Source organism: Streptomyces sp. NPDC001796, assembly GCF_042892355.1.
GTDB lineage: Bacteria > Actinomycetota > Actinomycetes > Streptomycetales > Streptomycetaceae > Streptomyces.
Genome location: NZ_JBIAUC010000016.1, coordinates 90,154 through 114,482, shown reverse-complemented (window position 1 = coordinate 114,482; position 24,329 = coordinate 90,154). Strand labels below are relative to the sequence as shown.

Below are 24,329 nucleotides of genomic sequence, written 5' to 3'. Positions count from 1 at the left end.
CGGTCAGGCCTGGAACGCGGCCTGCGACTCGTCGAAGAACTGCTTCACCGCGTCGGCGACCTTGACCTTGCCCAGGCCCAGGTCGCCACCGATGCGCAGGAAGGCGGCCTCGATGGTGTCGGCGCCGGAGGGGTGCGGGGTGATCGCGCCGAGGACGCCGGCCTTGGCGGTGGCGTCCTCGTACTGCGCGATCTCCTTGTTGACCTCGTCGGTCGGCTTGAAGGCCCCGTACTGTTCCGTGCCGGCGAGGATGCCGCGGTCGTAGCCCATGATCTTGCCGACCTCGGGGTCGTGGACCATGAAGTTGATGAACTGGGCGACTTCCTTCGGGTGTGAGGTGCGCGCGGAGGCGCTCAGCATCAGGGAGGCCAGGTACTGGCCGGTGTGCTTGCCGTCCATGGTGGGGATCGGCGCGAGACCGTAGGTGCTGTTTCCCTCCGCGGTGTAACGGACCGTGAAGTTGTCCCAGGTGAATTCGGACGCACCGTGCCCGGCCGAGAGCGAGGACTTGGGCCGGTCCTGGGCGACGATCTTCGGGTCGGTGACGATCCCCGCCTTCACGCGGTTGTAGCCGTCCTGCCACCACTCCGTCAGGTCAGCCTTGTCGAAACCGAGTCCGTCCTTGGTGTAGAACGCCTTGCCGTTCTGCCGGAGGTAGAGGTCGTACAGGTACATGATGCTGAAGTAGCCCGTGTCCCCGGGGACCTTGGTCCTGTCGTGGATGGTCTTGAGGGCCTTGAAGTACTCGTCCCAGGTCCAGCCCGTCGCCGGCTCGACGCCGGCCTTCTGGAAGACCTTCTTGTCGACGACGAGCGCCATGGTGTTGGAGCCGACGGGAATGCCGAGCTGCTTGCCGTCGACCTCGCCCACCTTCGTGACACCGGCGCGGAAGTTGCTCAGGCTGATATTGCCCGCGTCGATCTGTGACTTGAGGTCGAGGAGGACGCCTCTCTTGTCGTACTTCCGAAGGAAAGTGACGGCGTTCTGGAATACGTCCGGGGGATTTCCGCCGGACGCCTGCGTCTGGAACTTCTCCCAGAAAGACTGGTAGTCCTGGAAGTCCGTTTTGACCTTGATCTTGGGATACTTCTTCTCGAAGAGCTTGATGGTTTCGTTGATCTTCTTCGCCCGTTCGTCCGCACCCCACCACGAGTAACGGATCATCACGGTCCCGTCCGCCGAGGTGCCGCCGTCGCCACCACACCCTGTCGTGGCGGCCAGCCCGAGGGTGGCCATCGAGCCTCCCGCCGCCTTCAGGATCGTGCGCCTTTCAACATTCCCGGTACCCACAGTCACGCCCCTCCCCGCAGCAACGCCGCCGCTCATGAATCGTTTCAAGTAAGCGCTTGCTGGCACAAGGTACGGAGGCCCTCCGGCCTCGTCAATGATTCGGACAGGAATTGGTGAGAGTGCGGTTGGGCGGTAACGGGCACCGGAGCGGGGCGAGTTCGGACCGGGAAAGAGAAGCGCGCAGGTCGCGAGGGGCGGCACCGCAGAGCTGAAGCCGGCATGGCGGTCGAGAGCCCGATGCCGGTTTCAGTCCGGCATACGCCCGAGAGCCGCATGCCGGACTCAACCGGTGGCGGCGGTCCCGGACGTCCGGCTCCGCCGGGGCAGTGGCGCGCCGGGACAGGGTGGGAGGAGGCGCTGCCCGGCACAGGGGCCCACATACGGGCATACGTCAAGGGCGGCGCCGCTCATCTCCTGGGCAGCGCCGCCCTTGATCCTGTGGGCGATACTGGGATCGAACCAGTGACCTCTTCGGTGTGAACGAAGCGCTCTCCCGCTGAGCTAATCGCCCGGGCGCAGGAAGAACATTACCGCATGTCAGCGGATGCCTCCGACCACGGGCCGGTCACTCCTCCCTGATGTTCCAGGGCGTCACGAGGCCGAACTTCCAGACGTACACGCCGACCAGCGCGGCCACGATCGCCACGCCGGCGGTCGTCAGCAGGAGATTGCGACGCCGCACTCTGGGGTCGAGCGCACGGTGCGTCGCCTCGGTGACCTTCCGTTTCGTCCAGCGCAGAACCAGCTGGGCCCAGACGAACTCGGTCGCCCAGATCGCCATGCCTGCGAAGATCACCAGCCAGCCCGGGCCCGGCAGCGGAAGCAGGATCACGCCGCCCGCGACCACCGCGAGGCCGATCACGAAAACGCCCACCTGCCAGCTGAGGTGCAGCGCCCGTCGGGCCTTGATGAATTCCGGCGCCCTGGAACCGAGCGCCCGCTCGGCCTTCGGCCCCTCGGCGGCCACGGCGGCTTCACCCCGCTCGTCACTCCGCGTATTCATACAGTCAAACCTACCCGAGAGAAACCGGTCACCGGAATGGCCGCATCGCGCGAAGGATGTCTCGGCCGGACGAGCTACGTAAAGACAGGCAAAACACTCAGAGGGGTTTACAACGGCACCGTAGGTGGCATGTCGATTTCGCCGACGTGCGAATCCCCGAGCGCACACTGAGCGAAAGGCCCTGGCGCTTATGAACACCACGGTCAGCTGCGAGCTGCACCTGCGCCTCGTTGTGTCGAGCGAGTCCTCACTGCCTGTACCCGCGGGACTGCGGTATGACACGGCCGATCCCTACGCCGTGCACGCAACCTTCCACACCGGAGCCGAGGAGACCGTCGAGTGGGTGTTCGCCCGCGACCTCCTCGCGGAGGGCCTGCACCGGCCCACAGGGACCGGCGACGTCCGCGTCTGGCCGTCCCGCAGCCACGGTCAGGGCGTCGTCTGCATCGCCCTGAGCTCTCCGGAGGGCGAGGCCCTGCTCGAGGCCCCGGCGCGGGCACTGGAGTCGTTCCTGAAGCGGACCGATGCGGCCGTGCCGCCCGGCACGGAGCATCGCCACTTCGATCTCGACACGGAGCTCTCCCACATCCTGGCCGAGAGCTAGCGCAAGACAGCCACGCCACCCGGCGCCGTCCACTCGGGGAGACGGCTCGGGTCAGGACAACCGCATACGGCACACCCGGGCGCCGTCGCCGCGAGCCCTCGCGGAGACGGCGTACTGGCCTGCTACGGAGAGTCACGCTCCAGCTCTGGTGCGCGACGTGTCCGAAGCCGACCCTGCGGCGCTCCTCTCGGGGCGGGAAGCCGCTAGGCTCGGCCAGCATCGGCGGGCGTCCGCCCGACCCCAGGCCAGGGAGCGACACGTGCTGATCACCCATGACACCCGGTGCGCGCTCGACCTCGTGGTGGACCTCGTGAACACCACACCGGAGGGCGACGAGCCTGACGGGCTCCCGGATGTCGCCGCCCTCGACGACTTCGCGCGCAGACACGCGGTGAGTGATCTCGGCGTTCTGTCGGAGTTCGACCTGTCGGCCGTGCGCAAGATCCGCGGACGGTTCGCCGCGGTCTTCGCCGCGACGGACGCCCGGGCCGCGGCGGGCCTCATCAACGAACTGGTCGCGGCGGCGGGCACCACGCCCCGGCTGACCGACCACGACGGCTACGACTGGCATGTGCACTACTTCGCCCCCGGCGCCTCCCTGGCGGACCACATCGCCGCGGACTGCGGGATGGCGCTGGCGTTCTTCGTGGTGGCCGGGGAGCAGGAGCGGCTGCGCCGCTGTGAGGCGCCCGACTGCCGGCGCGCCTTCGTGGACCTCTCCCGCAACCGCTCACGGCGCTACTGCGACAGCCGTACCTGCGGCAACCGCCTCCACGTGGCCGCCTACCGGGCACGCCGCAAGGAGGCGGCCGGCTGAGCGAGGACTTTCCGGCCGCGGGTGAGGAAGGGCGCGGCCGACCGCGCGGGGCTGGGAAGTCGCGAGGTGGTAGGCGTCGAGAAGCCGGACGCGCAGCGGGCGTACCTGACCCTGGGCCCGCTCAGCTGACATGTGTTTCCCGGGGCCGCCGCACCACGCGTGCGGACACTCACCCGCCGTGACCAGACGTGTGGCCCGCCTTCGTCGCTCACCCGGTGGGCTGACGGAGCCCTCGGCGGGTGGCGCCAGGGGCTCCGCATACGGCTCAGAGCAGCAGCAGATCGTGCAGCGATGCCATGAGCAGCAAACAGCCGATCACCGCAAGGAAGATCATCAGCGGTGGCTGGGAAAGCGCGAAGAGACAACCCCGACGATCCTTGGGAGGACCGGCGGTGTCGCTCTGGGTTGTGTCCAGCATCTCGCGGTGATGATGGCGCAGCCCGCACGCGCCGTGCGATCAACACGCACGGGATGACGATGTGATCGCCGATTCCGCGAGGTGCGGAGCGAAGATGATCTAGACGTGCCCCTACTTGATCGCCAGGGCGCCGCGACCCGACCGCTTCCTCGTTTCCCGTCCGGTCCTCGCCGGGAGAGGCTTCATATGCCGTGCTTCTTCAGGATGGCCTCGATGTCGCTGAAATCGTCCGCGGGCTCGGCCGCCCGGGGCCCCGCCGTGGGACGAACCGCGGGAGGACCCCCGGTGCCGAGCGCCGGCGCGGAGGCCGAGGGAGCCGCAGCCTCCCGCCGCGCGGCACGCGCCGCCCTGCGTTCCTTGCGGGTGCCGCCGCGCCTGCGTTCGACGGCCCGGGTGGTCGCGAAGAGCAGCCAGGCGGCCCCGAGCACGCCGAAGCCCGCCCAGGCCGTGGGACTGAACGCGGTGTCGGCGAGCCAGCCCACCACTCCTGTCATCACCAGGCCGATGGGCACCAGCGCGTACGCGGCGATACGGGCCGCGGCCAGAAAACGCTTGCGGAAGGCCGTGACCGCGGCGATGCCGAGGCCGGCCGCGGAGACGGCGGAACAGACTGTCTCGGCAATCATCCGGTCCTCCAAGCGGAGATCGGTCGTGTGAGGGGGTGGGTCGTGTGAGGGGGTGGGTCCGGTGAGGGGGTGGGGCCGGTGAGGGAATCGGTCCGGTGAGGACGGTTCGCCCTTTCCATCCTGCACCGGACCGCGCCCCGCGGGCCACGGTCCGGACGCACGTCAGGGACATCTCCGGGACATCCGGGGGTCGGCTCCTCCCCAGGGTGCGGCCCCGTCTCCACCCCTGACCTCACCTGCGCTCTCCACGCCTCCACCTCCGGGTGCGGAGATCCCGTTTGGGGGCCGTCGCGGGTGCTGGGAGACTGTGACCATGAGTGACTCCTCCCCAGCCCGTGCAGCCGCCCCCGTCCTGGACGTGTGGTGCGAACTCCAGTGCCCCGACTGCCGTACCGCCCTGGATGATCTGCGCGCGCTGCGCGACCGCTACGGCGACCGGCTGGAGCTGCGGCTGCGGCACTTCCCGCTGGAGAAGCACCGGCACGCCTTCGCCGCGGCGCAGGCCGCCGAGGAGGCGCTGGCGCAGGGGCAGGGCTGGCCGTACGTGGAGGCCGTGCTCGGCCGGGTCGAGGAGCTGGACCGCGAGGGGGAGGCGTTCCTCATCGAGGTGGCCCGCGAACTGGGCATGGACGCCGAGGAGTTCGACACGGCTCTGATCGACGGCCGGCACATCCTGATCGTCGACGCCGACCAGGCCGAGGGCAAGGCGATCGGCGTGACCGGCACTCCGACCTATGTGATCGGCGGTGAGCGCCTCGACGGCGGCAAGAGCCAGGAGGGACTGCGCCAGCGGGTCGAGGAGATCGCAGACCGGCTGCTGGCCGGGCAGGGGGCCTGATCCCGCCCGGCCCTACAGCAGCGGTTTGTACAACGCGTACTCCGTCGTCCGGTAGCCGAGCGACTCGTAGAGGCGCTCGGCCGGGGTGTTGCCCGCGAACACGTTCAGTCCGAGGATCCGCCGACCGGCGGTGAGCGCCTGCGCCTCGGCCAGGAGCAGGAGCGTGCGGCCGTGCCCCCTCCCGCGGTGGGCCGCGTCGGCCTCCACGTCGAAGACGAACGCCATGTCCTCGCGCACGGCCAGCCAGAGGGTGCCCACGTGCGTGCCCTCGTGCTCCAGCACGCTGAACGTCATGCCCTCGGTGCGCATCCCCTGCGGCAGCAGCTGCTCGTGGTCGCGTCGCGCCTTGGCGTGCGCCACGGCCTCGGGCACGCCCCGCTCGATCCACGTGCGCGCGTAGTGCTCCCGTTGGTGCTCCTGCCAGGCCGCGAACTCCACCTCGGTCATGGGGCGTGCGCGGCTGCCCGCGGGCAGCGGGGGCGGGGTGTCACCGAGCCGCTTCTCCATGCCGCGGTTGCGCAGGACGTAGCCGAGCGTCTCGGTGAGCCGCAGTGCGACGCGCGCATCGGCGGGGACCCGGACCTCGATCTGCCGGCAGCCCCAGCCCCGCGCCACCTCCTCCGCGGCGAGCCCGGCCACGGTGCCCCGGCCGCGCCGGCGGTCGGGCTCCTCGATGCGCAGGTCGATGATGCGGGCCACCGACTCGCCCAGGGACGGCGAGGTGCCGAGGTGTATCGCGCCGACGGGACGGCTGTTCACGCACACCTGGTAACGACGTGAACGCGTACCGTCGGCGTGATGCTGAAGCGGCTCGGTCGGCCGCAGGGTCGTGGTCATCACGGGTGTTCTACCCGCGGCGGCGACCCGCGTCAGCCGGTTTTCCCTGCGCTCACGGATCCAGGTCGCTCCCGGACCGCTCGTCGAAGATCCGCATGGCCTTGGCGGTCACCGGCCCCGGCGCCCCGGCGAGTTCCCGGCCGTCCACTCGGTGCACGGCCTGCACGTCCCGCAGCGTCGATGTGAGGAAGATCTCGTCCGCGTGCTCGAGGACGTCCAGCGGCAGATCGGTCTCCTTGGCTCCGGTCCACTCCACGGTGAGGGCCCGGGTGATGCCCGCGAGGCAGCCGGAGGCGAGCGGCGGGGTGTGGATCTCCCCGTCGAGGACGACGAAGACGTTCGACCCCGTGCCCTCGCAGAGCCGGCCGGCCGTGTTGCCGAACAGGGCCTCGGTCGCGCCCTGCCCGGTCGCCCGGGCGAGCGCGACGACGTTCTCGGCGTACGAGGTGGTCTTCAGACCGGTCAGCGCGCCATGCTCGTTACGACTCCACGGCACCGTGATCACGGCCGTGGAGTCGGGGCGCCGGGTGGTCGCCCCGAGGGCCACGACGAGGGTGGGGCCCTGGTCGCCGCGGTCGGAGCCGAGGGGGCCGTGGCCGCCGGTGTACGTGATGCGCAGGCGCCCGAGCGGCATCGGGTTGGCCTCAAGGACGGCGGCACAGGCGCGGCGGACCTCGTCCAGGTCCGGGTCCGGAAGGCCGAGTCCGCGGGCGGAGCGGGTGAGCCGGGCGAGGTGGCGGGTGAGTGCGAACGCCCGGCCCTCGACGGCCTTGACGGTCTCGAAGACGCCGTCGCCGACGGTCAGTCCGTGGTCGAAGACGGAGACGCGGGCGGACTCGATGTCCTGCAGCCCGCCGTCGAGCCAGAGCTTCACTGGTGTCTACCTCGCAAGATCATGGCGAAAGCGTCGTGCGACGCGCCGTCCGGCCCGTGGCCGTGCCGCGGAGCCGGGGGGGTGTGCCGCGGGATGGAAGGTCATTGCGGCCCCAGGTCCACAAGGTCCTGGTACTCCCCCGACGCTACCGCGAGCAGCCGGGCGGCCTTCAGTTCGGTCTCGCGCCATTCGCCCTCCGGGTCGGAGTCCCAGGTGATGCCGGCGCCGGCGCCGAACCGCAGCACGGCCGCGCCGTCGGCGCTCCGGTCGATCCAGAAGGTGCGGATGCCGACGGCCAGCTCGCCCACGCCCCGGTCGGCGTCGACCCAGCCGATGCCGCCGCAGTAGGGGCCGCGGCGCGCGGTCTCCAGGGCGTCGATGATCCGCAGCGCGCTCGACTTGGGGGCACCGGTGATCGAGCCGGCCGGGAAGGCGGCGGCGAGCAGGTCCGGCCAGCCGGCGTCCGGGCGCAGCTCCCCGCGGACCGTGGAGACGAGGTGGACGAGGCCGGGGTGCTTCTCGACGGCGCACAGGTCCGGGACGGTGACGCTGCCGGTGACGCAGACGCGGCCGAGGTCGTTGCGGACCAGGTCCACGATCATCACGTTCTCCGCGTAGTCCTTCTCCAGCAGCTCCGCCTCGGTGCGGGCGGTGCCCTTGATCGGGCCGGACTCGACGGTGCGGCCGGCGCGGCGCAGGAACAGCTCGGGGGACGCGGTGGCTATCTCCACACCGTGTTCCGGCAGGCGGATCGTTCCTGCATACGGGGCGGGGTTGCCGCGGGCCAGCACGGCGGCCAGGGCGTCCACGTCGGCGCCGGGCGCGACCGGCGCCGACAGCACACGGCAGAGGTTCACCTGGTAGACCTCCCCGGTGGCGATGTGCTCGCGGATCCGGCGCACGCCCGCCGTGTACGCGGCACGGTCGAGGGAGGACGCCCAGTCACCGGCCTCGGGTCCCCGCCACTGACCGGGCACGGGCGCGGGCACCGGCTCTTCCCGTACGTCTGCGAAGCGCGCGCAGGTCAGACGCCCCTCGTAGTCCGCGCAGACCGCCCAGAAGCCGGTGGAGTCGAGGGCGGCCGGGTCACTGGTGACATCGAGGAGACCGGTGGCGACGCGGTCGCCGAAACGGGCGAGAGGAGGCAGGTCGGGCACGTTGCCGAGTCTAGGGCGGGTGTCCACTCGGTGGCCCGCGAGTGTCCTGGCGGTGGTCCGGCCGTGTCCTTGACCAGGCGCAAGGCAGCACGCTGCGCAAACGCGTTTTTGTACTGGCCCCGGAATCCGCTAGAGTTCAACACGTCGCCGGGACGCGGGAGCGGACCGGACAAACGACAAGCGGACGTAGCTCAGTTGGTAGAGCGCAACCTTGCCAAGGTTGAGGTCGCGAGTTCGAGCCTCGTCGTCCGCTCGAAGGAACCAGGGGATCTTCCCGAACCCCTGCACTCCTGGTGGAGTGGCCGAGAGGCGAGGCAACGGCCTGCAAAGCCGTCTACACGGGTTCAAATCCCGTCTCCACCTCCAAGGACGATTAGCTCAGCGGGAGAGCGCTTCCCTGACACGGAAGAGGTCACTGGTTCAATCCCAGTATCGTCCACTGGATCTTCGGATCCCCGCGCGATTAGCTCAGCGGGAGAGCGCTTCCCTGACACGGAAGAGGTCACTGGTTCAATCCCAGTATCGCGCACGCACTGCCCGTGATCTTCGGATCGCGGTCCCGAGGACGATTAGCTCAGCGGGAGAGCGCTTCCCTGACACGGAAGAGGTCACTGGTTCAATCCCAGTATCGTCCACACATCGAAGCCCCCGGCCACACGGCCGGGGGCTTCTTCATGGGCTCAGCTGGAGAACAGCATGTGACCGAAGCTCTTGTGGCGCTGGTGGCCGTAGTGACCGTGGCCCCCGTGGTGGCCCTCGTGGTGGCCGCCGTGCGGGGCGCCCCAGGCGGGAGCGGACGGGTACGCGGGCGGGGGCGGCGGGGCGGGCTGTGCCCACTGGGCCTCCAGACGGGTGAGCGCCTCCAGCTCCCCGTAGTCGAGGAAGATGCCGCGACAGCCGCTGCACTGCTCGATCTGGACGCCATTGCGGTTGTACGTGTGCATCGGCGCATGACACTTCGGACACTGCATGCTCGGCTCAACTCCTCGCCGGTCGGTGGGGCTTCGCCAGATAGGGACTCGGTACCGGCCGGAACGGTTGCAACCCAGGGCGCGCATCACTGCCCCAACTGCTGAGGAATCGCCGCTATTCGGGCGCAGGTGTCGACCACGGCCTGTTCCACCTCGTCCAAGGCCCGGCCTGCGGCGGCGGACTTGGCGACGGCCCGGGCGGCCGTCTGCACGGTCAGGGCGCGGGCGGGAACCTCCAGGGCCGGCCAGGGGTCGCCGCTGGAGGGGACCGCGGGACCGCCGGCCCGGCGGTACGCGTCGAGGAACCGGGCCCACTCGTCCGGTGGGAGCAGACCGCAGGCGTACCAGGCGGCTGGGCGGGCCAGGTCCCAGGACGGTTCACCGAGGCCCAGGTCGTCGACGTCGATGAGGAGCCAGGGACCGGTCTCCGCGGGGTGGCGTACCAGCTGGCCGAGGTGGAGGTCACCGTGACACAGAGAGCGCGAGCGCATGGGCGCCTCGGCTCGGGCCCAGCTCGGCAGGCCGGCCCAGGCCCGCAGGACGCTTGCGGCGGCCGGGTGGGGACCGGCGGCCCGGAGGCGCTGGACAGCGCGGGCGGCCTTGGCGGGGCCGCGCATGGCTGGGAGACCGGTGGGGGCGGGGGCCTGGTGCAGCCGGGCGAGAAGGGTGGCGGCGGCCTCCCAGGGGGCGGCGTCCGGAGTGTCGGGATCCACGGGGGTGCCGTACGGCCAGAAGGTCGCCAGGCGACCGTGGAGGTCGGCAGGCACGGAGCGGAGCGGCGGCAGGAAGATCTCGGGGAGGTCGGCGGCGATCCCGAGACGGAGAGAGAGCTCCCCGAGGTCCGTACCCGGGGGATGCGCCTTGGCGACCGTGCCACCGTGCCGTACGACCGTCCCGTCCTCCCGCTCGGCCAGCACGGCGTCCGGATGCCCACAGCCTCCTCCTCGCGGATGAGCCGCGCACCGGACCTCGGCGGTCAGGGCAGGCAGTACGTCGGCGGTCACGGGGCTCCCTGGGCAGTACAGCACTCGCCCCAGAGCGTACGCACAAGGCAGGAGCTCTGGTCTTTCACCCGAGACCACAGCAACCATCAATTGAGGAACCACGACGGCGAGAACCACGTCCGCGAGAGCGGCGCCGGTTCAGGCGCAAAGAAACGCCCGCGCAGCTCCCCAGCTGCGCGGGCGTTGGTGCCGTCCGTCGTACCCCCGTCCCCACGGGGTTGCATGGGTGGATGTCCCCGCCCGGACCGCTCTTCCGGGCCTGGGGCGCCGCTCAGCGCCCCAGCATCACGCCCACGGACGACGCTTGTGTGACCACTGCATCCCAGCCGCCGAAGGCGTACACGAGCAGGGCCGCCAGGGGGAGGACCATCGCGGTCGCCACCAGGGGGTGGCGGCGGCCCTGGCGGCGGGTGCCGAACGCGGCGTACGCCCTGCGCCCCTGCGTGCGGATCAGTGTCCGCGGTGCCGTGTGGGCCATGGTCCCTCTCCTGACCGTGGTGCTGTTGTCGTTGGCAGCGGCGGGTGCCTGACCTCGGGGGACGAGTGCTGCACCCGCCGCTTGACCTCAAATCTAGGCTTCGGGCGACCCCCGGTCGTCATGCCCTCGTATCGATTCCCTGGCCTCCCCGAGGAGGAGCGATGACCTGCGGCGTACTCCCCTGGGTGGAGACGAGGTCCTAGGTCTCAGGGTCTTCCCGGAGGGGGCGCCCGGTGTGCCCCTTCTGCTCCGAGCCGTCCTCCCTCGGAACCGGCTGCTCCACCAGCGCCAGCACCCGGTTCGCCATGAACCGGGCGGTACGGACGACCGTACCGGAACGCGTGACTTCGCTCACTTCCACCACCCCCCTGCGTACCGCCGTCTCCACCCGGCGGCCCGCCCTGCTCGCCACCACCTCGTACGTACGCGTCGTGTCCCCCGCGTCCACGACTATCTCCACACGATCACCCTTCACGGGTTCAATCCCCCTTCCCCAGCGGGTGTTTGGGATCATGGACAGCGCACTGCTGACCTGCTCGCGTCTGTCCTGACCACCTCTCAAGTCTCCCACGGGGCACTGACAATCGATCGGGGCGAGAGGGCGCGGCCTCTGCGCGCACCCGGCTGTGGAAACGTAAGCTGTGGCTCGTCAAACGGACCGGGCAGCGGGGATGGACATGGCGATGATGCGCCTGAGGCGTGAGGACCCGCGTGTCGTCGGCTCGTTCAGGCTTCACCGGCGGCTCGGCGCGGGCGGGATGGGCGTCGTCTACCTGGGCTCCGACAAGCGGGGCCAGAGGGTCGCGCTGAAGGTGATCCGGCCGGATCTCGCGGAGGATCAGGAGTTCCGGTCGCGGTTCGCACGTGAGGTCTCGGCGGCACGGCGGATTCGTGGTGGGTGTACGGCGCGGCTGGTGGCCGCCGATCTGGAGGCGGATCGCCCATGGTTCGCCACGCAGTACGTGCCCGGGCCGTCGCTGCACGACAAGGTCGCCGAGGAGGGCCCCCTCACGGCCGCCGAGGTGGCCGCCGTCGGGGCCGCCCTGTCCGAGGGTCTTGTGGCGGTGCACGAGGCCGGGGTCGTGCACCGGGATCTGAAGCCGTCCAACATCCTGCTGTCCCCGAAGGGGCCCCGGATCATCGACTTCGGCATCGCCTGGGCGACCGGTGCCTCGACCCTCACCCACGTCGGCACGGCCGTGGGGTCGCCCGGCTTCCTCGCCCCCGAGCAGGTGCGGGGGGCGGCCGTCACGCCGGCCACGGACGTGTTCGCGCTGGGCGCCACGCTGGCGTACGCGGCGACCGGGGACTCGCCCTTCGGACACGGCAGTTCCGAGGTGATGCTCTACCGCGTCGTGCACGAGGAGCCCAAGCTGCACGGCGTGCCGGACGCTCTGGCTCCGCTCGTCCGCGCCTGCCTCGCGAAGGACCCCGACGAACGGCCGAGCACCCTCCAACTCTCGCTCCGGCTCAAGGAGATCGCGGCCCGGGAGACCCAGGGCCTCACGGACGTGCGGCCGTCCGACCGGCGTGGCGAGGCGGACCGGCCGTCGGGGCGGCTCGCGCAGCAGTACGCGGAGCAGCGCACCGTGCGCCGCCCGCAGGGGCCGGGTACTCCCCCGCCCCGCAGCAACGGCTCCCGGCCGGGGTCGCGTCCGACGCCCGCGCAGCGCGGGACCTCGACCCGCTCCGGCGGCCGGCCCACATCGCGCAGCGGCGCCGGGCGGCCGGCGCCCCGCACCACCGGGACGGGGCGGCGCCCGGCCAACCCGCGGCTGCTGCGCCAGCGGATCTTCGTGTTCGTGGTGGTCACGCTGCTGGTGGCGCTGGGCATCGCGGCGGCCCAGGGGTGCCAGGGACCGGCGCGCGGCATGGACGACGGACGCGTACGCAAGGACGTACGACCGGAGCAGTCGTACGCGCCCCTGACCGGCGACCTGATGGCCGAGCAGTACCACAGCTCGCTCGACCGGGACGGCTGACCGGCCACAGACGGCCGGCCGGCGGCCGGCCAAGCTGACCGGCGGCCGACATGGCTGACCGGCGGCCGACCCGGCTGACCCGAAGGCAGGGCGGGCCCTAGGACTGGGGACGCCCGGTGGCGACCGCGTAGAAGGCGACCGCCGCCGCCGCGCCCACGTTGAGGGAGTCGACGCCGTGGGCCATGGGGATGCGGACCCATTCGTCCGCGGCGACCAGCGCCTGGGTGGACAGCCCGTCGCCCTCCGCGCCGAGCATCAGCGCGACCCGGTCCATCTTGTGCGGAGCCGTCTCGTCGAGGGTCTTGGCCTTCTCGTCAGGGGTGAGCGCGAGGAGCGTGAAGCCGGCCTCGCGGACCGACTCCAGGCCCTTCGGCCAGGTGTCGAGGCGTGCGTACGGCACCGAGAAGACCGCGCCCATGGACACCTTCACGCTGCGCCGGTACAGCGGGTCGGCGCAGTCGGGCGACAGCAGGACCGCGTCCATGCCGAGGGCGGCGGCGGAGCGGAAGATCGCGCCGATGTTGGTGTGGTCGTTCACGGATTCCATGATCACGACCCGGCGGGCGGAGGCGAGGAGTTCGTCCGCCGTCGGCAGCGGCTTGCGCTGCATGGAGGCGAGCGCACCCCGGTGCACGTGGTAGCCGGTGACCTGTTCGGCCAGTTCCGGGCTGACCGCGTACACCGGGGCCGGGAGCTCGTCGATGACGTCCCGCATGACGTCGACCCACTTCGAGGACAGCAGCATGGAACGCATCTCGTAACCGGCCGCCTTGGCCCGTCTGATGACCTTCTCGCCCTCGGCGATGAACAGTCCCTCGGCGGGTTCGCGCTTGCGGCGCAGCTCCACGTCGGTAAGACCCGTGTAGTCGGTGAGGCGCGGGTCGTCGGGGTCCTCAACGGTGATGAGATCGGCCACAGGGTGATACTGCCTTGTCCAAGGAACGGTGCCAACGGCTGGAACGGGACGTGTTACCCCGGGTTACTCGACCGGCCTCGGCCCCACCGTCACGACCTCGCCGATGACGATGACCGCCGGGGGCTTCACGTCCTTCTCCCGCACGGTCTCCGCGACCGTCGCCAGCGTCGCGTCGACCCGGCGCTGGGCGGCCGTCGTGCCCTCCTGGACCAGGGCGACGGGGGTGTCGGGCGCCTTGCCGTGGGCGACGAGCGTCTCGGCGATCTTCCCGATCTTGTCGACACCCATGAGGATCACGAGCGTGCCGGTGAGCTTCGCCAGGGACGGCCAGTCGACCAGCGAACGCTCGTCGTCAGGGGCGACATGCCCGCTGACCACCGTGAACTCGTGTGCGACACCGCGGTGGGTGACGGGAATGCCGGCCGCGCCCGGCACGGAGATCGAGCTGGAGATGCCCGGGACGACCGTGCAAGGGATGCCCGCCTCGGCGAGCGCCTGCACCTCCTCCATACCGCGGCCGAAGACGTACGGGTCGCCGCCCTTCAGGCGCACGACCGACTTGCCCTGCTTGGCGTGCTCGATCAGCGCGTTGTTGATGGCCTCCTGGGCCATGAAACGGCCGTACGGGATCTTCGCCGCGTCGATCACCTCGACGTGCGGCGGGAGTTCGGCGAGCAGGTCGCGGGGGCCGAGACGGTCGGCGATGACCACGTCCGCCTCGGCGAGCAGCCGCCGCCCGCGGACGGTGATCAGGTCCGGGTCGCCGGGGCCGCCGCCGACGAGCGCCACACCGGGGGTGCGGGTGCGGTGGTGCGGGGCGACCAGGGTGCCGTCGCGCAGCCCCTCCACCACGGCGTCACGGATGGCGGCGGTGTGCCGGGGGTCGCGTCCCCTGGCCTCGGTGGTGAGCACGGCGACCGTGACGCCCTCGCTGTGCCCGGTGGCGGGGGTCCACGCGGTGGCCGCGTCGGCGTCGTCGGAGCGGACGCACCACACCCGGTTCGCCTCCGCTTCCGCCGAGGCCCGGGAGTTGGCATCGGGGTCGCTGGTGGCGATCAGGGCGTACCAGGCGTCCGCGAGGTCGCCGTCCTCGTACGGGCGCTGCTCCCAGGTGATCTCGCCCGCGTCCGCCATGGCCTCGACCGAGGGGGTCGCTGCCGGTGAGACGAGGACGATGTCCGCGCCTGCCGCGATGAGCGCCGGGAGGCGGCGCTGGGCGACCTGGCCGCCGCCGAGGACGACGACGCGGCGTCCGGCCAGGCGGAGCCCTACGGGGTACGGGGGGTGTTCGGCCATGGAGGTGCGGCTCCTCGTGCGGCGGTGGGGACGGCGGCCTCTGCGGCTTTGGAGGGGCCCGACGTGCGGATTCTATGGTGCGGACATCAGGGGCGGCTCACCTGGTCGAAGGCTGAGCCACCCCTGCACGCGGACGTGGAGTCCTGCTACTTCTCGGTGACCCCCGCCGAGTCGAACGTCGCCACCTCGTGCATCGCCCTCGCCGCGCTCTGGACCAGCGGCAGGGCCAGCAGGGCGCCCGTGCCCTCGCCCAGGCGGAGGTCCAGGTCGACCAGGGGGCGAAGACCCAGTTTGTTCAGGGCGGCCACATGGCCCGGCTCCGCGCTGCGGTGGCCTGCGATGCACGCCGCGAGCACCTCGGGGGCGATGGCGCGCGCCACCAGGGCGGCGGCGCCCGCGCTGACGCCGTCCAGAATGACCGGCGTGCGCAGGGACGCGCCGCCGAGCAGCAGGCCCACCATCGCCGCGTGCTCCAGGCCGCCGAACGCCGCCAGGACGCCGATGGGGTCGGCCGGATCCGGCTGGTGGAGTTCGATGGCGCGGCGCACGACCTCGGTCTTGCGGGCCAGCGTCTCGTCGTTGATGCCGGTGCCGCGGCCCGTCACCTCGGACGGGTCGGTGTCCGTGAAGACGGCGATCAGGGCGGCCGAGGCCGTCGTGTTCGCGATGCCCATCTCGCCGGTGAGCAGTGCCTTGTTCCCGGCCGCCACCAGGTCGCGGGCCGTCTCGATGCCGACCTCGATCGCCTGCTTGACCTCCTCGCGGGTGAGCGCCGGGCCGGTCGTCATGTCGGCCGTGCCGGCGCGGACCTTGCGCGGCAGCAGGCCGGGGGTGGCCGGCAGGTCGGCGGCCACGCCCACGTCGATGACACAGACCTCGGCACCGACCTGGCCCGCGAAGGCGTTGCAGACCGCTCCGCCGCCGAGGAAGTTGGCGACCATCTGGCCCGTCACTTCCTGGGGCCAGGGGGTGACGCCCTGGGCGTGCACACCGTGGTCACCCGCGAAGATGGCGACGGCCGCGGGCTCCGGGATCGGCGGCGGGCACTGCCGGGACAGGCCGGACAGCTGCGCGGAGATGATCTCCAGCATGCCGAGGGCGCCCGCGGGCTTGGTCATCCGCTTCTGCCGTTCCCAGGCCTCGCCGAGCGCCTTGGCGTCCAGCGGGCGGATGCCGGCGACGGTCTCGGCGAGCAGGTCGTGCGGCTCCTCGCCGGGCAGCGCGCGACGGCCGTACGTCTCCTCGTGCACGACCCAGGACAGCGGGCGGCGCTTGGACCAGCCCGCCTGCATCAGCTCGGGCTCCTCCGGGAACTCGTCGACGTACCCGACGCACAGGTACGCCACGACCTCCAGGTGCTCGGGCAGCCCGAGGGCGCGGACCATCTCCCGCTCGTCGAAGAAGCTGACCCAGCCGACCCCGAGGCCCTCGGCGCGGGCCGCGAGCCACAGGTTCTCGACGGCGAGCGCGGAGGAATAGGGCGCCATCTGCGGCTGGGTGTGCCGGCCGAGGGTGTGACGGCCGCCCCGGGTGGGGTCGGCGGTGACCACGATGTTCACCGGTGTGTCGAGGATGGCCTCGATCTTCAGTTCCTTGAACTGCTTCGCCCGGCCCTTGGGCAGCGACTTGGCGTACGCCTCGCGCTGGCGCATGGCCAGTTCGTGCATCGTGCGGCGCGTCTCGGCGGAGCGGATGACGACGAAGTCCCAGGGCTGGGAGTGGCCCACGGAGGGCGCCGTGTGGGCGGCCTCCAGGACGCGCAGCAGCACGTCGTGCGGGATGGGGTCGCTGCGGAAGCCGTTGCGGATGTCGCGGCGCTCGCGCATCACGCGCAGGACGGCCTCGCGCTCGGCGTCGTCGTATCCGGGCGCCGCCGGGCCGGTGGACTGTCGTGCGTCTTCCACGGCGGCCGTGCTCTCTTCCTGGTCGGCGGCCCGGGTGTCGAGGTCGTCCGCCTGCTGTGCGACTACGGTCTCCGGGTCCTCGGCGTGCGGCTCGGAAGCGGGCGCCTCGCCCTCACGGGGGCCGGGAACCATGGCGACGGGCTCCTGCACCGCCGGTTCCTCCTGCTGGGCGACCGCCGGAGCGGATTCCTCGGCGGACGGCTGCTCCTGGGCGGGCAGGGGCGGCACGGTCAGGGCGTGCGGCGGGGTGGGGGCCAGGTGCGGCGTGGTCGGCACGGTGCCCTCGACGGGCACGAAGCGGCCGAACGACTGGTCCGCCTGGGGCTCCACGGGCGCGTCGGCCTGCACACCGGCGGCATCGGCCGGGACGCCGAAGGCGTCGGCGGGCACACCGGGTACGGCGGCCGGATCGCCGCCCGCCTCCTGCTCGCCGTGCGCCTGGGCGGCTCCGACCACCGGCCCGGCCTGCGCGGACTCGGCGCCCTCGGGCTGCACCTCCTCGGGGCCCTGCTGCGGCGCGGGCTCGGCGAAGGGTACGGAGGTGTCAGGAGTCCGGGCCTCGGTGTCCGCCAGAATCGCGTGCTCGTCCGGCGCCGGTGCGGCGGCCGGGGTCCGGCTCGGGTCGTGGACCTGCTCGGCCGGGGCCTGGCCCGGATCGTGGACCTCCTCCTCGGCCGGGGCGTCGGCGACGGGTTCGTGGTCCTCGGCGGGAGCCGTCGGGTGGGTGGTGGGCGCCGGGACGTGGGCCTCCGCGGCCTGCTGGGCCGGCCCCGCTTCGGCCGCGGGCGCGGCCGCGCCGGAGTGCGGCTCGCCGTCCACGGGCGATACGGCCCCGAAGTCCGGGGTGGCATCCGCCATGGGCACGACGTCCGGGACCTGGGGGGCGAGCCCGGCGGGGATCCCCGCCTGCACCGGTGCGGCATCCGGCGCCGCCACGGCTCCGGGATGCTGCGGGCCGCCGCTCTGCCAGGCGTCGCCCTGCGGGCCGCCGCTCTGCCAGGCGTCGCCCTGCGAGCCGTCGCCCTGCCAGGCGTCGCCCTGCGAGCCGTCGCCCTGCCAGGCGTCGCCCTGCGAGCCGTCGTCCGGCGCGCCGTCCGGCAGGACGTGTCCGGCGTCGTCGGCCACCTCGGCCCGGCCTTCCTCGGGCATGCCGAGCGCGCCCTCCGGGGCCGGCACGGCGTGCGCGTCCTCCGAGGCCGGCACGGCGTGCGCGGCCTGCGGGGCCTCCGGCGTCGGCTGCGGCGCCTGCTGCGGCTCCGAGTCGACCAGCGGGCCGGAGTCCTGCTGGGCCTCCGGCGCGGTCTCGGCGGTCACGGGCGCGGCCTCCGGGGCGACCGGCGCGGCGGTCGGCTGAACCGTCGGCGCGGGCTCGGGCGCCGGTGCCGGAAAGACCGTTTCTGCCGCCGTCCCCTCGGGGCCCACCGGCGGCACGGTGTGCTGCTGCGGAGGAGGCCCCCAGGGGACCGCTCCCTGCGGGGAGTTGTCCCCCAGCTGCGGCACGTCGAGGTATTCGGGACCGGTCGTGGGCGGCCCGGAGGCGCGCATCGGGGCGTCCGCCGGACCGCGGTCGGAGAGCGTGCGCACCGGGCTCGCCGAGGTGTCCGGGATGGGCGGGCCGAGGTGCAGCGGGCGGCGCGGCGCCGACTGCGGCGCCGGCGCCGGAGGCTGCGTACGGACCGCGCCGACGTCGATGGAGCCGCTGTCCCGGCCGGCCGCCTCGTGCGGACCGGGCTCGTGGGGATACGGCGCCGGAGCCGGGGCGTGCTGCGGCATCTCGTTGCCCCACGCGCCCTGCTGGCCCGGCATCAGGAGCAGGTCGTCGTCCTCGGGAGCGCTGTCGGAAGGGTCGAGGTAGGTGTACGCGCCCGGCGCGAGGACGCCCGGCTGCTCCACCATGCCTGCGTTCTCCGGCAGCCCCTCGCCCGGGACCTGGCCGGTGTCGGTCATGCGTACCCCTCGCCCATCGGTTAGTGCTTCTACGACCAGCTGGCCCGGAACGGCGCGCCGACCGCCCGCAGTGAAGAACGAGCGTGCGTGCCCAGCGGCACGAACGACCCGCCCACAATGACGACAAAGCCATTGAACGGCATTGTCCCGGTCGTCCCGCCGTCGCGACAGGGTGATCCGCGACGGCCCGCTGTGGACTGCGCCACGTTGCGCGCCCTCCGGTCCGGCCGTACCGCCTCCACCCCAAAAGAGGTGCGCTTTCCGGACATTGACTGATGAATGCCGGATCACCCGAGTACGGTACGACGGTCGGCCAGCCTACCGCGCCGGTACGACAACCGGATCACGGGGAGCGTTCGGTCAATCGGCCGCTGAGCAGGAACGCGACGCTCCGCTCCTTCTCCGTCCAGGCCCGCGTGTCGAGTTCGACGGACTGCAGCAGGGCGCACTCGACGTCGTAGCCGTGCTCCGTGAGGTCCCTGCCGACGAGTTCGGCCGCGTCGCGGGTCGCGGCGTGGGCGACGATGCGCTGCGGGCGGCGGTCGGCGACGGCGGAGACGACCGCCGCTCCCCCGCCCCCGACGCGGACGACGTCCGGTTCGGGCAGGTTCTCCAGGATGTGCGGGGCGGTGCCGTGCACGACCTGGAGCTGGACGCCGAAGTGGCGTGCGGCGGCCGCGGTACGGCCGCACGCGTCGGGGTCCTGGTCGACGGCGATGACGGCGGCCCCGCAGCGGGCGGCCTCCACCGCGAACGCGCCGCTGCCGCTGCCGATGTCCCACACCAGGTCGCCCACCCGGGGCCCTAGGCGGGCGAGTTGGGCGGCCCGCAGCAGATCCGTTTCCCCTTCGCCGAGTCCCCCACCGTACGCCTCGGCGGGCAGGGCCCAGCCGCGCGGTCCGGCGCCCGGGTCGCGGCCGGCGATCCAGCCGCCGTCGGCCGCGCTGACGGGTCCGCCGATGACGATGACGACGTTGGGGTCGCGCCAGGTGTGGTCGGCGGCCTTCTCCGAGGTGACGACGGTGACCTGTTCGCGTTCGGTGCCCAGTTCCTCGCAGATGACGAAGGTGCGGTGGACGCCGTCGAGGAGCAGTCCCAGCTCGGCGGGTCCGGCGCCCGGTGAGGTGAGGACCGCGACTTTGGCGTGGGCGCGGCATACGTTGACCGCGCGTCGCAGGGTGCGGCGGTGTGCGACGACCACCTGTGCGTCGTCCCAGGGCATCCCGGCGCGTGCGAAGGCCGCGGCCACGGAGGAGACGGCGGGGACGACTTCGACCTCCAGGCCGTACTCGGGGGCGCGCAGGGTGCGTACGACACCGAAGAAGCCCGGGTCGCCGTCGGCGAGGACGACGGCGGTGCCGCGGTGGGCGGCGATACGGCGGGCGGCGAGGGCGACAGAGCCGAGGCGGATGCGCTCGGCGGCCGGGGGCACTTCGGGAAGGGCGAGGTGGTGGGCCGCGCCCGCGACGAGCGTGGCGGCCCCGAGGGCGGAGCGCGCCGCGGCGGTCAGCGGCGAGCCGTCCCAGCCGATCACCGTGACCCGGTCGGCCATCGTCGTCAGTCTCCAGGTTTTCGCGCAGGTCGTTCAGGGGCAGCCCGCACGGCGGGCTCCGTGAGGGTATCCCGTTCGGCCGGGTGCACTCGCCCCGGGCTCGGTCCGTGGGAGCGGTCCCTCGCTGTCAGTTCCAGTTGGGGAACGACGTGAAACCCCCCGTGTCGGCCAGCTCGTCGCTGACCCCGTCGAGGTCCTCCGGCAGCAGGCTCCACACGATGAAGTCGGTCCGTACGTCCGTCCAGGTGCCGTCCTCCGCACGGACGTGCGCTATGCAGGCGTTGCGCAGGACCCCCTCGCTGATGCAGCCGATCTTCTGGGCGACCTGCTGGGAGGCGGTGTTGTCCGCCGCGGTGCGCAGTTCGATCCGCTCGAAGTTCTGGTCGCCGAAGAGCCATTGGGCGGTCGCGAGCGCGGCTTCGGAGGCGTAGCCCTCGCCGCGTGCCCAGGGCGCGATGATGTACGACAGTTCGGTGGACCGCACATGCCAGTTCGTCCTGGTGAGCTGGATGACGCCCACCAGGCGCTGGGTGAGGAACTCGGTGACGGCGAGGTCGAGGCCTCGGCCCGCGGCACGCTCGGCCGGCGCGTACTCGGTGATCCAGGTGCGGGCGCCCTCCTCGGTGAACGGCTGGGGCACGTCGGTCCAGGCGCCGACCAGCTCGTCGTTCATCATCTCGGCCAGCGCGGGGACGTCGTCCTCGTCGAGAGGGCGCAGGACCAAACGCTCCGTGCTGATGGAGACGTTGGGGAAGGTGCTCGTCATTGCGCCGCTCCGTAACCTTCGAAAAACCGTCAGGGCCTGCTGAACTGCCCAGCATGCAGCATGGAGGCACAGAAACGCACCACGGGGTCCACACCCGGTGAGGGAGCGGACCCCGTGCGTGGCGATACGCGGTGTACGCGGCGCCGACGGCAGTCGGTGAACGGGATCAGAAGGACGCGATGACCGATCCCTGGTACTTGTCCTGGATGAACTTCTTGACCTCGGGCGAGACGAGGAGCTTGGCCAGCTTCTTGACCCGGGGGTCGCTCTCGTTGCCCTTCTTGACCGCGAGGAAGTTGCCGTAGGGGTTGTTCTTCGCGGACTCCAGGACGAGGGCGTCCTTGGCGGGCTTGAGGCCGGAGGAGATGGCGTAGTTGCCGTTGATCACCGCGGCGTCCACGTCGTCCAGGGAACGCGGCGTCTGGGCCGCCTCCAGCTCCTTGAACTTGAGGTTCTTCGGGTTCTTGGCGATGTCCTGCGGGGTCGCCTCGTTGCCCACGCCGCTCTTGAGCGTGATGAGCCCGTTGGCGTCGAGCAGCCTGAGCGCACGCGCCTCGTTGACCGTGTCGTTCGGGATGGCGACGGTCGCACCGCTCTTCAGCTCGTCGGCCTTCTTGATCTTGTGGGAGTACAGGCCGAGCGGCTCCAGGTGCACCGTCACGACGGGCACGATGTGGGTGCCGTTCTTCTTGTTGAAGTCGTCGAGGTACGGCTGGTTCTGGAAGTAGTTGGCACCGACGGACCCGTCCTCGGTCGCCGTGTTCGGCGTGACGTAGTCGGTGAACTCCTTGACCTGAAGGTCGAGGCCCGCCTTCTTCGCCAGGTTGTCCTTGACGAAGTTGAGGATCTCGGCGTGCGGCGTGGGGCTCGCGGCGACGATGAGCGGGCCGTCGGAGCCGGAGGAGGCGGAGCTGCTCTTGCCGGAGCCGCAGGCGCTGAGCCCGAAGGTGAGGGCTCCCACGGCGAGGACGGCGGTGGTGATCTTGGCGGTGTTACGCACGAAAAGTGCCTTTCCTTATGGGTGGTGCGACCCCGTCATGGTTCACGGGGAGTTCGGGTGGTAGTGGGCCTGGTGTGGCTCAGGCGACCTTGCTCACATCGGCCGCCGCGGGCTCCTTCGCCTTCAGCAGCCGCAGTTTCGGCACCGGTCCGGAGCGGCCGCCGCGGCGGTGCAGGGCGCGGGCCGCGAAGTCTCCGGCGAACTGGATGAGCGAGATGACGACTGCCAGGACCGCCACGGTGATCCACATCAGCTGGGTCTCGAAGCGCTGGTAGCCGTAGCGGATGGCGATGTCGCCGAGCCCGCCGGCGCCGACCGTGCCGGCCATGGCGGAGTAGCCGATGAGGGCGACGACGGTGGTGGTCGCGGACGAGATCAGGGAGGGCAGGGCCTCCGGCACCAGGACCTTGCGCACGACGGTCCAGGTGTTGCCGCCCATCGCCTGCACGGCCTCGACTAGACCACCGTCCACCTCGCGGACAGCCGTCTCGACGAGGCGCGCGAAGAACGGGATGGCGCCGATGGCGAGCGGCACGATGGCGGCCTCGCGGCCGATCGTCGTCCCCGTGACCCAGCGCGTGAAGTTCATCAGCGCGACCATCAGGATGATGAACGGCATCGAGCGGGCGATGTTCACGACCTGCCCGAGGACCTTGTTGGCCACGATGTTCTGGAGCAGTCCGCCACGGTCGGTCAGCACCAGCAGCACGCCGAGCGGCAGGCCGCCGACCACGGCGATGAGGGTGGACCAGCCGACCATGTAGAGGGTGTCGCAGGAGGCCTGGGACAGCAGGGGCTGCATCTCGGACCAGGTCACTTGGCACCTTCCTTCACCAGCGGGGCCTCCTGGCCCACCACGTCGATCTGCAGGCCCTGCTCGCGCAGGAACCCGATCGGCACGACGTTGTCCTCGTAGCGGCCGGGCAGTTCGATGCGCATCCGGCCGACCTGGAGGCCGCCGACGGTGTCGATGGCGGCGCCCAGGATCGAGATGTCGATGTTGTAGGTGCGGGACAGCTGGGAGATGACGGGCTGCGTGGCGGCCTCGCCCTGGAAGGTGACGTCGACGACGGTCCGGTCGTCGCCGGATGCCCGGCCGCCGACCGGGAAGAGAGCGGAGGCCAGGTGGGAGCCGGGGGTGGCGAGCAGTTCGCCGACCGTGCCGGACTCGACGATGCTGCCCTTCTCCATGAGGGCGGCCGAGTCGCAGACGCTCTTGACGACGTCCATCTCGTGGGTGATGAGCAGGACGGTCAGGCCGAGCTGCCGGTTGAGGTCGCGCAGCAGCTGGAGGATGGAACGGGTGGTCTCCGGGTCGAGGGCGCTGGTCGCCTCGTCGGAGAGCAGCACCTTGGGGTCGCCGGCGAGGGCGCGGGCGATGCCGACGCGCTGCTTCTGGCCGCCGGAGAGCTGGGCCGGGTAGGCCTTTGCCTTGTCGGCGAGACCGACGAGGTCGAGGAGCTCGAGGGCCTTGCGGGAACGTTCCTTCCCGGACTTGCCGAGGATCTCCAGGGGCAGCTCGACGTTGTCCTGGACAGTGCGCGAGGACAGCAGGTTGAAGTGCTGGAAGACCATGCCGATCCGGCTGCGCGCCGAGCGGAGCTCCCTGCCGGCGCGTGGTCCGCGGCCGGCGAGCGCGGTCAGGTCCTGTCCGGCCACGGTGACCGTGCCGGAGGTGGGGCGTTCCAGGAGGTTGACGCAGCGGATGAGCGAGGACTTGCCGGCGCCGGACTGGCCGATGACGCCGTACACCTCGCCCTCGCGTACGTGCAGGTCGACGCCGTCGAGGGCGGTCACCTCGCGGCCGCGCGAACGGTAGACCTTGGTCAGGCCCGATGTGGTGATCACTGGGTTTCCGTCACTGTCGAGTGCAGGGCGTGGGTGTGCGCCGGGCACGGGTGCGTGCATGGCAACGCGGCACGGTTCTCGCAAGGGCGATGGAACCGGGGAGAACGTGTGCGCGGGAGGTCAGTCGCGTACGACGCGTGCGTACGGACATTCCACGGCGGTCTCGCTTCGGGGCGCGAGGCTCTGGGTGGTGCGGGGGCC

At 71.6% G+C, this 24,329-nt stretch carries 23 protein-coding genes and 6 tRNA genes; 9 read left to right on the top strand and 20 right to left on the bottom strand.

Annotation, left to right across the window (positions count from 1 at the left end):
• Positions 1–3 precede the first annotated feature (3 nt).
• The 3 genes from ACFYZE_RS27210 to ACFYZE_RS27200 all read right to left on the bottom strand — a co-directional run bounded on the left by ACFYZE_RS27210 (position 4) and on the right by ACFYZE_RS27200 (position 2,293).
• Positions 4–1,290 (bottom strand): ABC transporter substrate-binding protein, encoded by a 1,287-nt coding sequence (locus tag ACFYZE_RS27210; protein ID WP_388999403.1) that lies wholly within the window; start codon positions 1,288–1,290, stop codon positions 4–6.
• Positions 1,291–1,729: 439 nt separating this feature from the next.
• A tRNA-Val gene (locus tag ACFYZE_RS27205) sits at positions 1,730–1,801 on the bottom strand.
• Between the two features lie 54 nt (positions 1,802–1,855).
• Positions 1,856–2,293, bottom strand: coding sequence for a TIGR02611 family protein (locus tag ACFYZE_RS27200; RefSeq protein WP_388999264.1), 438 nt, complete (start codon positions 2,291–2,293; stop codon positions 1,856–1,858).
• Positions 2,294–2,483: 190 nt separating this feature from the next.
• Between ACFYZE_RS27200 and ACFYZE_RS27195 the strand changes: the two genes are divergently transcribed.
• Entirely contained in the window at positions 2,484–2,897 is a 414-nt protein-coding gene (locus tag ACFYZE_RS27195) for an SsgA family sporulation/cell division regulator (RefSeq protein ID WP_003959770.1), read from the top strand.
• Positions 2,898–3,156: 259 nt separating this feature from the next.
• Complete coding sequence (locus tag ACFYZE_RS27190) at positions 3,157–3,714, top strand: CGNR zinc finger domain-containing protein (protein ID WP_263228958.1); 558 nt, start codon at positions 3,157–3,159, stop codon at positions 3,712–3,714.
• 265 nt (positions 3,715–3,979) lie between these two features.
• On the opposite strand, the gene ACFYZE_RS27185 is transcribed toward ACFYZE_RS27190, so the two are convergent.
• Both ACFYZE_RS27185 and ACFYZE_RS27180 read right to left on the bottom strand, forming a co-directional pair.
• On the bottom strand, positions 3,980–4,132 hold the full coding sequence (locus ACFYZE_RS27185; RefSeq protein WP_388999261.1) for a hypothetical protein: 153 nt from the start codon (positions 4,130–4,132) through the stop codon (positions 3,980–3,982).
• Between the two features lie 182 nt (positions 4,133–4,314).
• A complete protein-coding gene (locus ACFYZE_RS27180) occupies positions 4,315–4,758 on the bottom strand; it encodes a hypothetical protein (protein WP_388999258.1) in 444 nt (147 codons plus the stop codon).
• Between the two features lie 313 nt (positions 4,759–5,071).
• On the opposite strand from ACFYZE_RS27180, the gene ACFYZE_RS27175 reads away from it, so the two are divergent.
• Positions 5,072–5,596 carry a DsbA family protein gene (locus ACFYZE_RS27175; RefSeq protein ID WP_388999255.1) on the top strand — a complete coding sequence of 175 codons (525 nt, stop codon included), beginning with the start codon at positions 5,072–5,074 and terminating at the stop codon, positions 5,594–5,596.
• A 12-nt stretch (positions 5,597–5,608) separates the two neighbouring features.
• On the opposite strand, the gene ACFYZE_RS27170 is transcribed toward ACFYZE_RS27175, so the two are convergent.
• The 3 genes from ACFYZE_RS27170 to ACFYZE_RS27160 form a co-directional block, all read right to left on the bottom strand.
• Positions 5,609–6,433 (bottom strand): GNAT family N-acetyltransferase, encoded by an 825-nt coding sequence (locus ACFYZE_RS27170; RefSeq protein ID WP_388999253.1) that lies wholly within the window; start codon positions 6,431–6,433, stop codon positions 5,609–5,611.
• Between the two features lie 52 nt (positions 6,434–6,485).
• A complete protein-coding gene (locus ACFYZE_RS27165) occupies positions 6,486–7,307 on the bottom strand; it encodes an aminotransferase class IV (protein ID WP_388999250.1) in 822 nt (273 codons plus the stop codon).
• 101 nt (positions 7,308–7,408) lie between these two features.
• Positions 7,409–8,464, bottom strand: a complete 1,056-nt coding sequence (locus tag ACFYZE_RS27160) for a chorismate-binding protein (RefSeq protein WP_388999247.1) — start codon at positions 8,462–8,464, stop codon at positions 7,409–7,411.
• A gap of 180 nt (positions 8,465–8,644) precedes the next feature.
• Here ACFYZE_RS27160 and ACFYZE_RS27155 point away from each other — a divergent pair.
• The 5 genes from ACFYZE_RS27155 to ACFYZE_RS27135 all read left to right on the top strand — a co-directional run bounded on the left by ACFYZE_RS27155 (position 8,645) and on the right by ACFYZE_RS27135 (position 9,099).
• Positions 8,645–8,717 (top strand) — tRNA-Gly (locus ACFYZE_RS27155).
• A 39-nt stretch (positions 8,718–8,756) separates the two neighbouring features.
• A tRNA-Cys gene (locus ACFYZE_RS27150) sits at positions 8,757–8,830 on the top strand.
• Between the two features lies 1 nt (position 8,831).
• Positions 8,832–8,903, top strand: a tRNA-Val gene (locus ACFYZE_RS27145).
• An 18-nt stretch (positions 8,904–8,921) separates the two neighbouring features.
• A tRNA-Val gene (locus ACFYZE_RS27140) sits at positions 8,922–8,993 on the top strand.
• Positions 8,994–9,027: 34 nt separating this feature from the next.
• A tRNA-Val gene (locus ACFYZE_RS27135) sits at positions 9,028–9,099 on the top strand.
• 45 nt (positions 9,100–9,144) lie between these two features.
• On the opposite strand, the gene ACFYZE_RS27130 is transcribed toward ACFYZE_RS27135, so the two are convergent.
• From ACFYZE_RS27130 to ACFYZE_RS27115, 4 genes are all read right to left on the bottom strand, one after another.
• Positions 9,145–9,435, bottom strand: a complete 291-nt coding sequence (locus tag ACFYZE_RS27130; protein WP_388999244.1) for a zf-TFIIB domain-containing protein — start codon at positions 9,433–9,435, stop codon at positions 9,145–9,147.
• A gap of 86 nt (positions 9,436–9,521) precedes the next feature.
• Positions 9,522–10,439, bottom strand: a complete 918-nt coding sequence (locus ACFYZE_RS27125) for a phosphotransferase family protein (RefSeq protein ID WP_388999241.1) — start codon at positions 10,437–10,439, stop codon at positions 9,522–9,524.
• A gap of 271 nt (positions 10,440–10,710) precedes the next feature.
• Positions 10,711–10,917, bottom strand: coding sequence for a hypothetical protein (locus tag ACFYZE_RS27120; protein ID WP_103840860.1), 207 nt, complete (start codon positions 10,915–10,917; stop codon positions 10,711–10,713).
• Positions 10,918–11,116: 199 nt separating this feature from the next.
• Positions 11,117–11,392, bottom strand: coding sequence for a hypothetical protein (locus tag ACFYZE_RS27115; RefSeq protein ID WP_103840858.1), 276 nt, complete (start codon positions 11,390–11,392; stop codon positions 11,117–11,119).
• A gap of 196 nt (positions 11,393–11,588) precedes the next feature.
• Here ACFYZE_RS27115 and ACFYZE_RS27110 point away from each other — a divergent pair, with 196 nt between their 5' ends.
• Positions 11,589–12,899, top strand: a complete 1,311-nt coding sequence (locus ACFYZE_RS27110) for a serine/threonine-protein kinase (RefSeq protein WP_388999400.1) — start codon at positions 11,589–11,591, stop codon at positions 12,897–12,899.
• Positions 12,900–12,996: 97 nt separating this feature from the next.
• Here ACFYZE_RS27110 and ACFYZE_RS27105 read toward each other — a convergent pair whose 3' ends face one another.
• The 8 genes from ACFYZE_RS27105 to ACFYZE_RS27070 all read right to left on the bottom strand — a co-directional run bounded on the left by ACFYZE_RS27105 (position 12,997) and on the right by ACFYZE_RS27070 (position 24,128).
• Positions 12,997–13,815 (bottom strand): TrmH family RNA methyltransferase, encoded by an 819-nt coding sequence (locus ACFYZE_RS27105; protein WP_388999237.1) that lies wholly within the window; start codon positions 13,813–13,815, stop codon positions 12,997–12,999.
• A gap of 63 nt (positions 13,816–13,878) precedes the next feature.
• Complete coding sequence (gene cobA / locus ACFYZE_RS27100) at positions 13,879–15,111, bottom strand: uroporphyrinogen-III C-methyltransferase (RefSeq protein WP_388999234.1); 1,233 nt, start codon at positions 15,109–15,111, stop codon at positions 13,879–13,881.
• A gap of 146 nt (positions 15,112–15,257) precedes the next feature.
• A complete protein-coding gene (cobT, locus tag ACFYZE_RS27095) occupies positions 15,258–18,962 on the bottom strand; it encodes a nicotinate-nucleotide--dimethylbenzimidazole phosphoribosyltransferase (RefSeq protein WP_388999231.1) in 3,705 nt (1,234 codons plus the stop codon).
• Positions 18,963–19,305: 343 nt separating this feature from the next.
• On the bottom strand, positions 19,306–20,514 hold the full coding sequence (cbiE, locus tag ACFYZE_RS27090) for a precorrin-6y C5,15-methyltransferase (decarboxylating) subunit CbiE (RefSeq protein ID WP_388999228.1): 1,209 nt from the start codon (positions 20,512–20,514) through the stop codon (positions 19,306–19,308).
• Between the two features lie 127 nt (positions 20,515–20,641).
• Positions 20,642–21,280 carry a GNAT family N-acetyltransferase gene (locus tag ACFYZE_RS27085; protein ID WP_388999226.1) on the bottom strand — a complete coding sequence of 213 codons (639 nt, stop codon included), beginning with the start codon at positions 21,278–21,280 and terminating at the stop codon, positions 20,642–20,644.
• A gap of 166 nt (positions 21,281–21,446) precedes the next feature.
• Positions 21,447–22,280: a MetQ/NlpA family ABC transporter substrate-binding protein gene (locus ACFYZE_RS27080; protein ID WP_388999223.1), complete on the bottom strand. Its 834-nt coding sequence runs from the start codon at positions 22,278–22,280 to the stop codon at positions 21,447–21,449.
• Positions 22,281–22,359: 79 nt separating this feature from the next.
• Complete coding sequence (locus tag ACFYZE_RS27075) at positions 22,360–23,097, bottom strand: methionine ABC transporter permease (protein WP_388999220.1); 738 nt, start codon at positions 23,095–23,097, stop codon at positions 22,360–22,362.
• Entirely contained in the window at positions 23,094–24,128 is a 1,035-nt protein-coding gene (locus ACFYZE_RS27070) for a methionine ABC transporter ATP-binding protein (protein WP_388999217.1), read from the bottom strand. Before ACFYZE_RS27070 ends, ACFYZE_RS27075 begins: the two co-directional genes overlap by 4 nt.
• Positions 24,129–24,329: the final 201 nt, after the last annotated feature.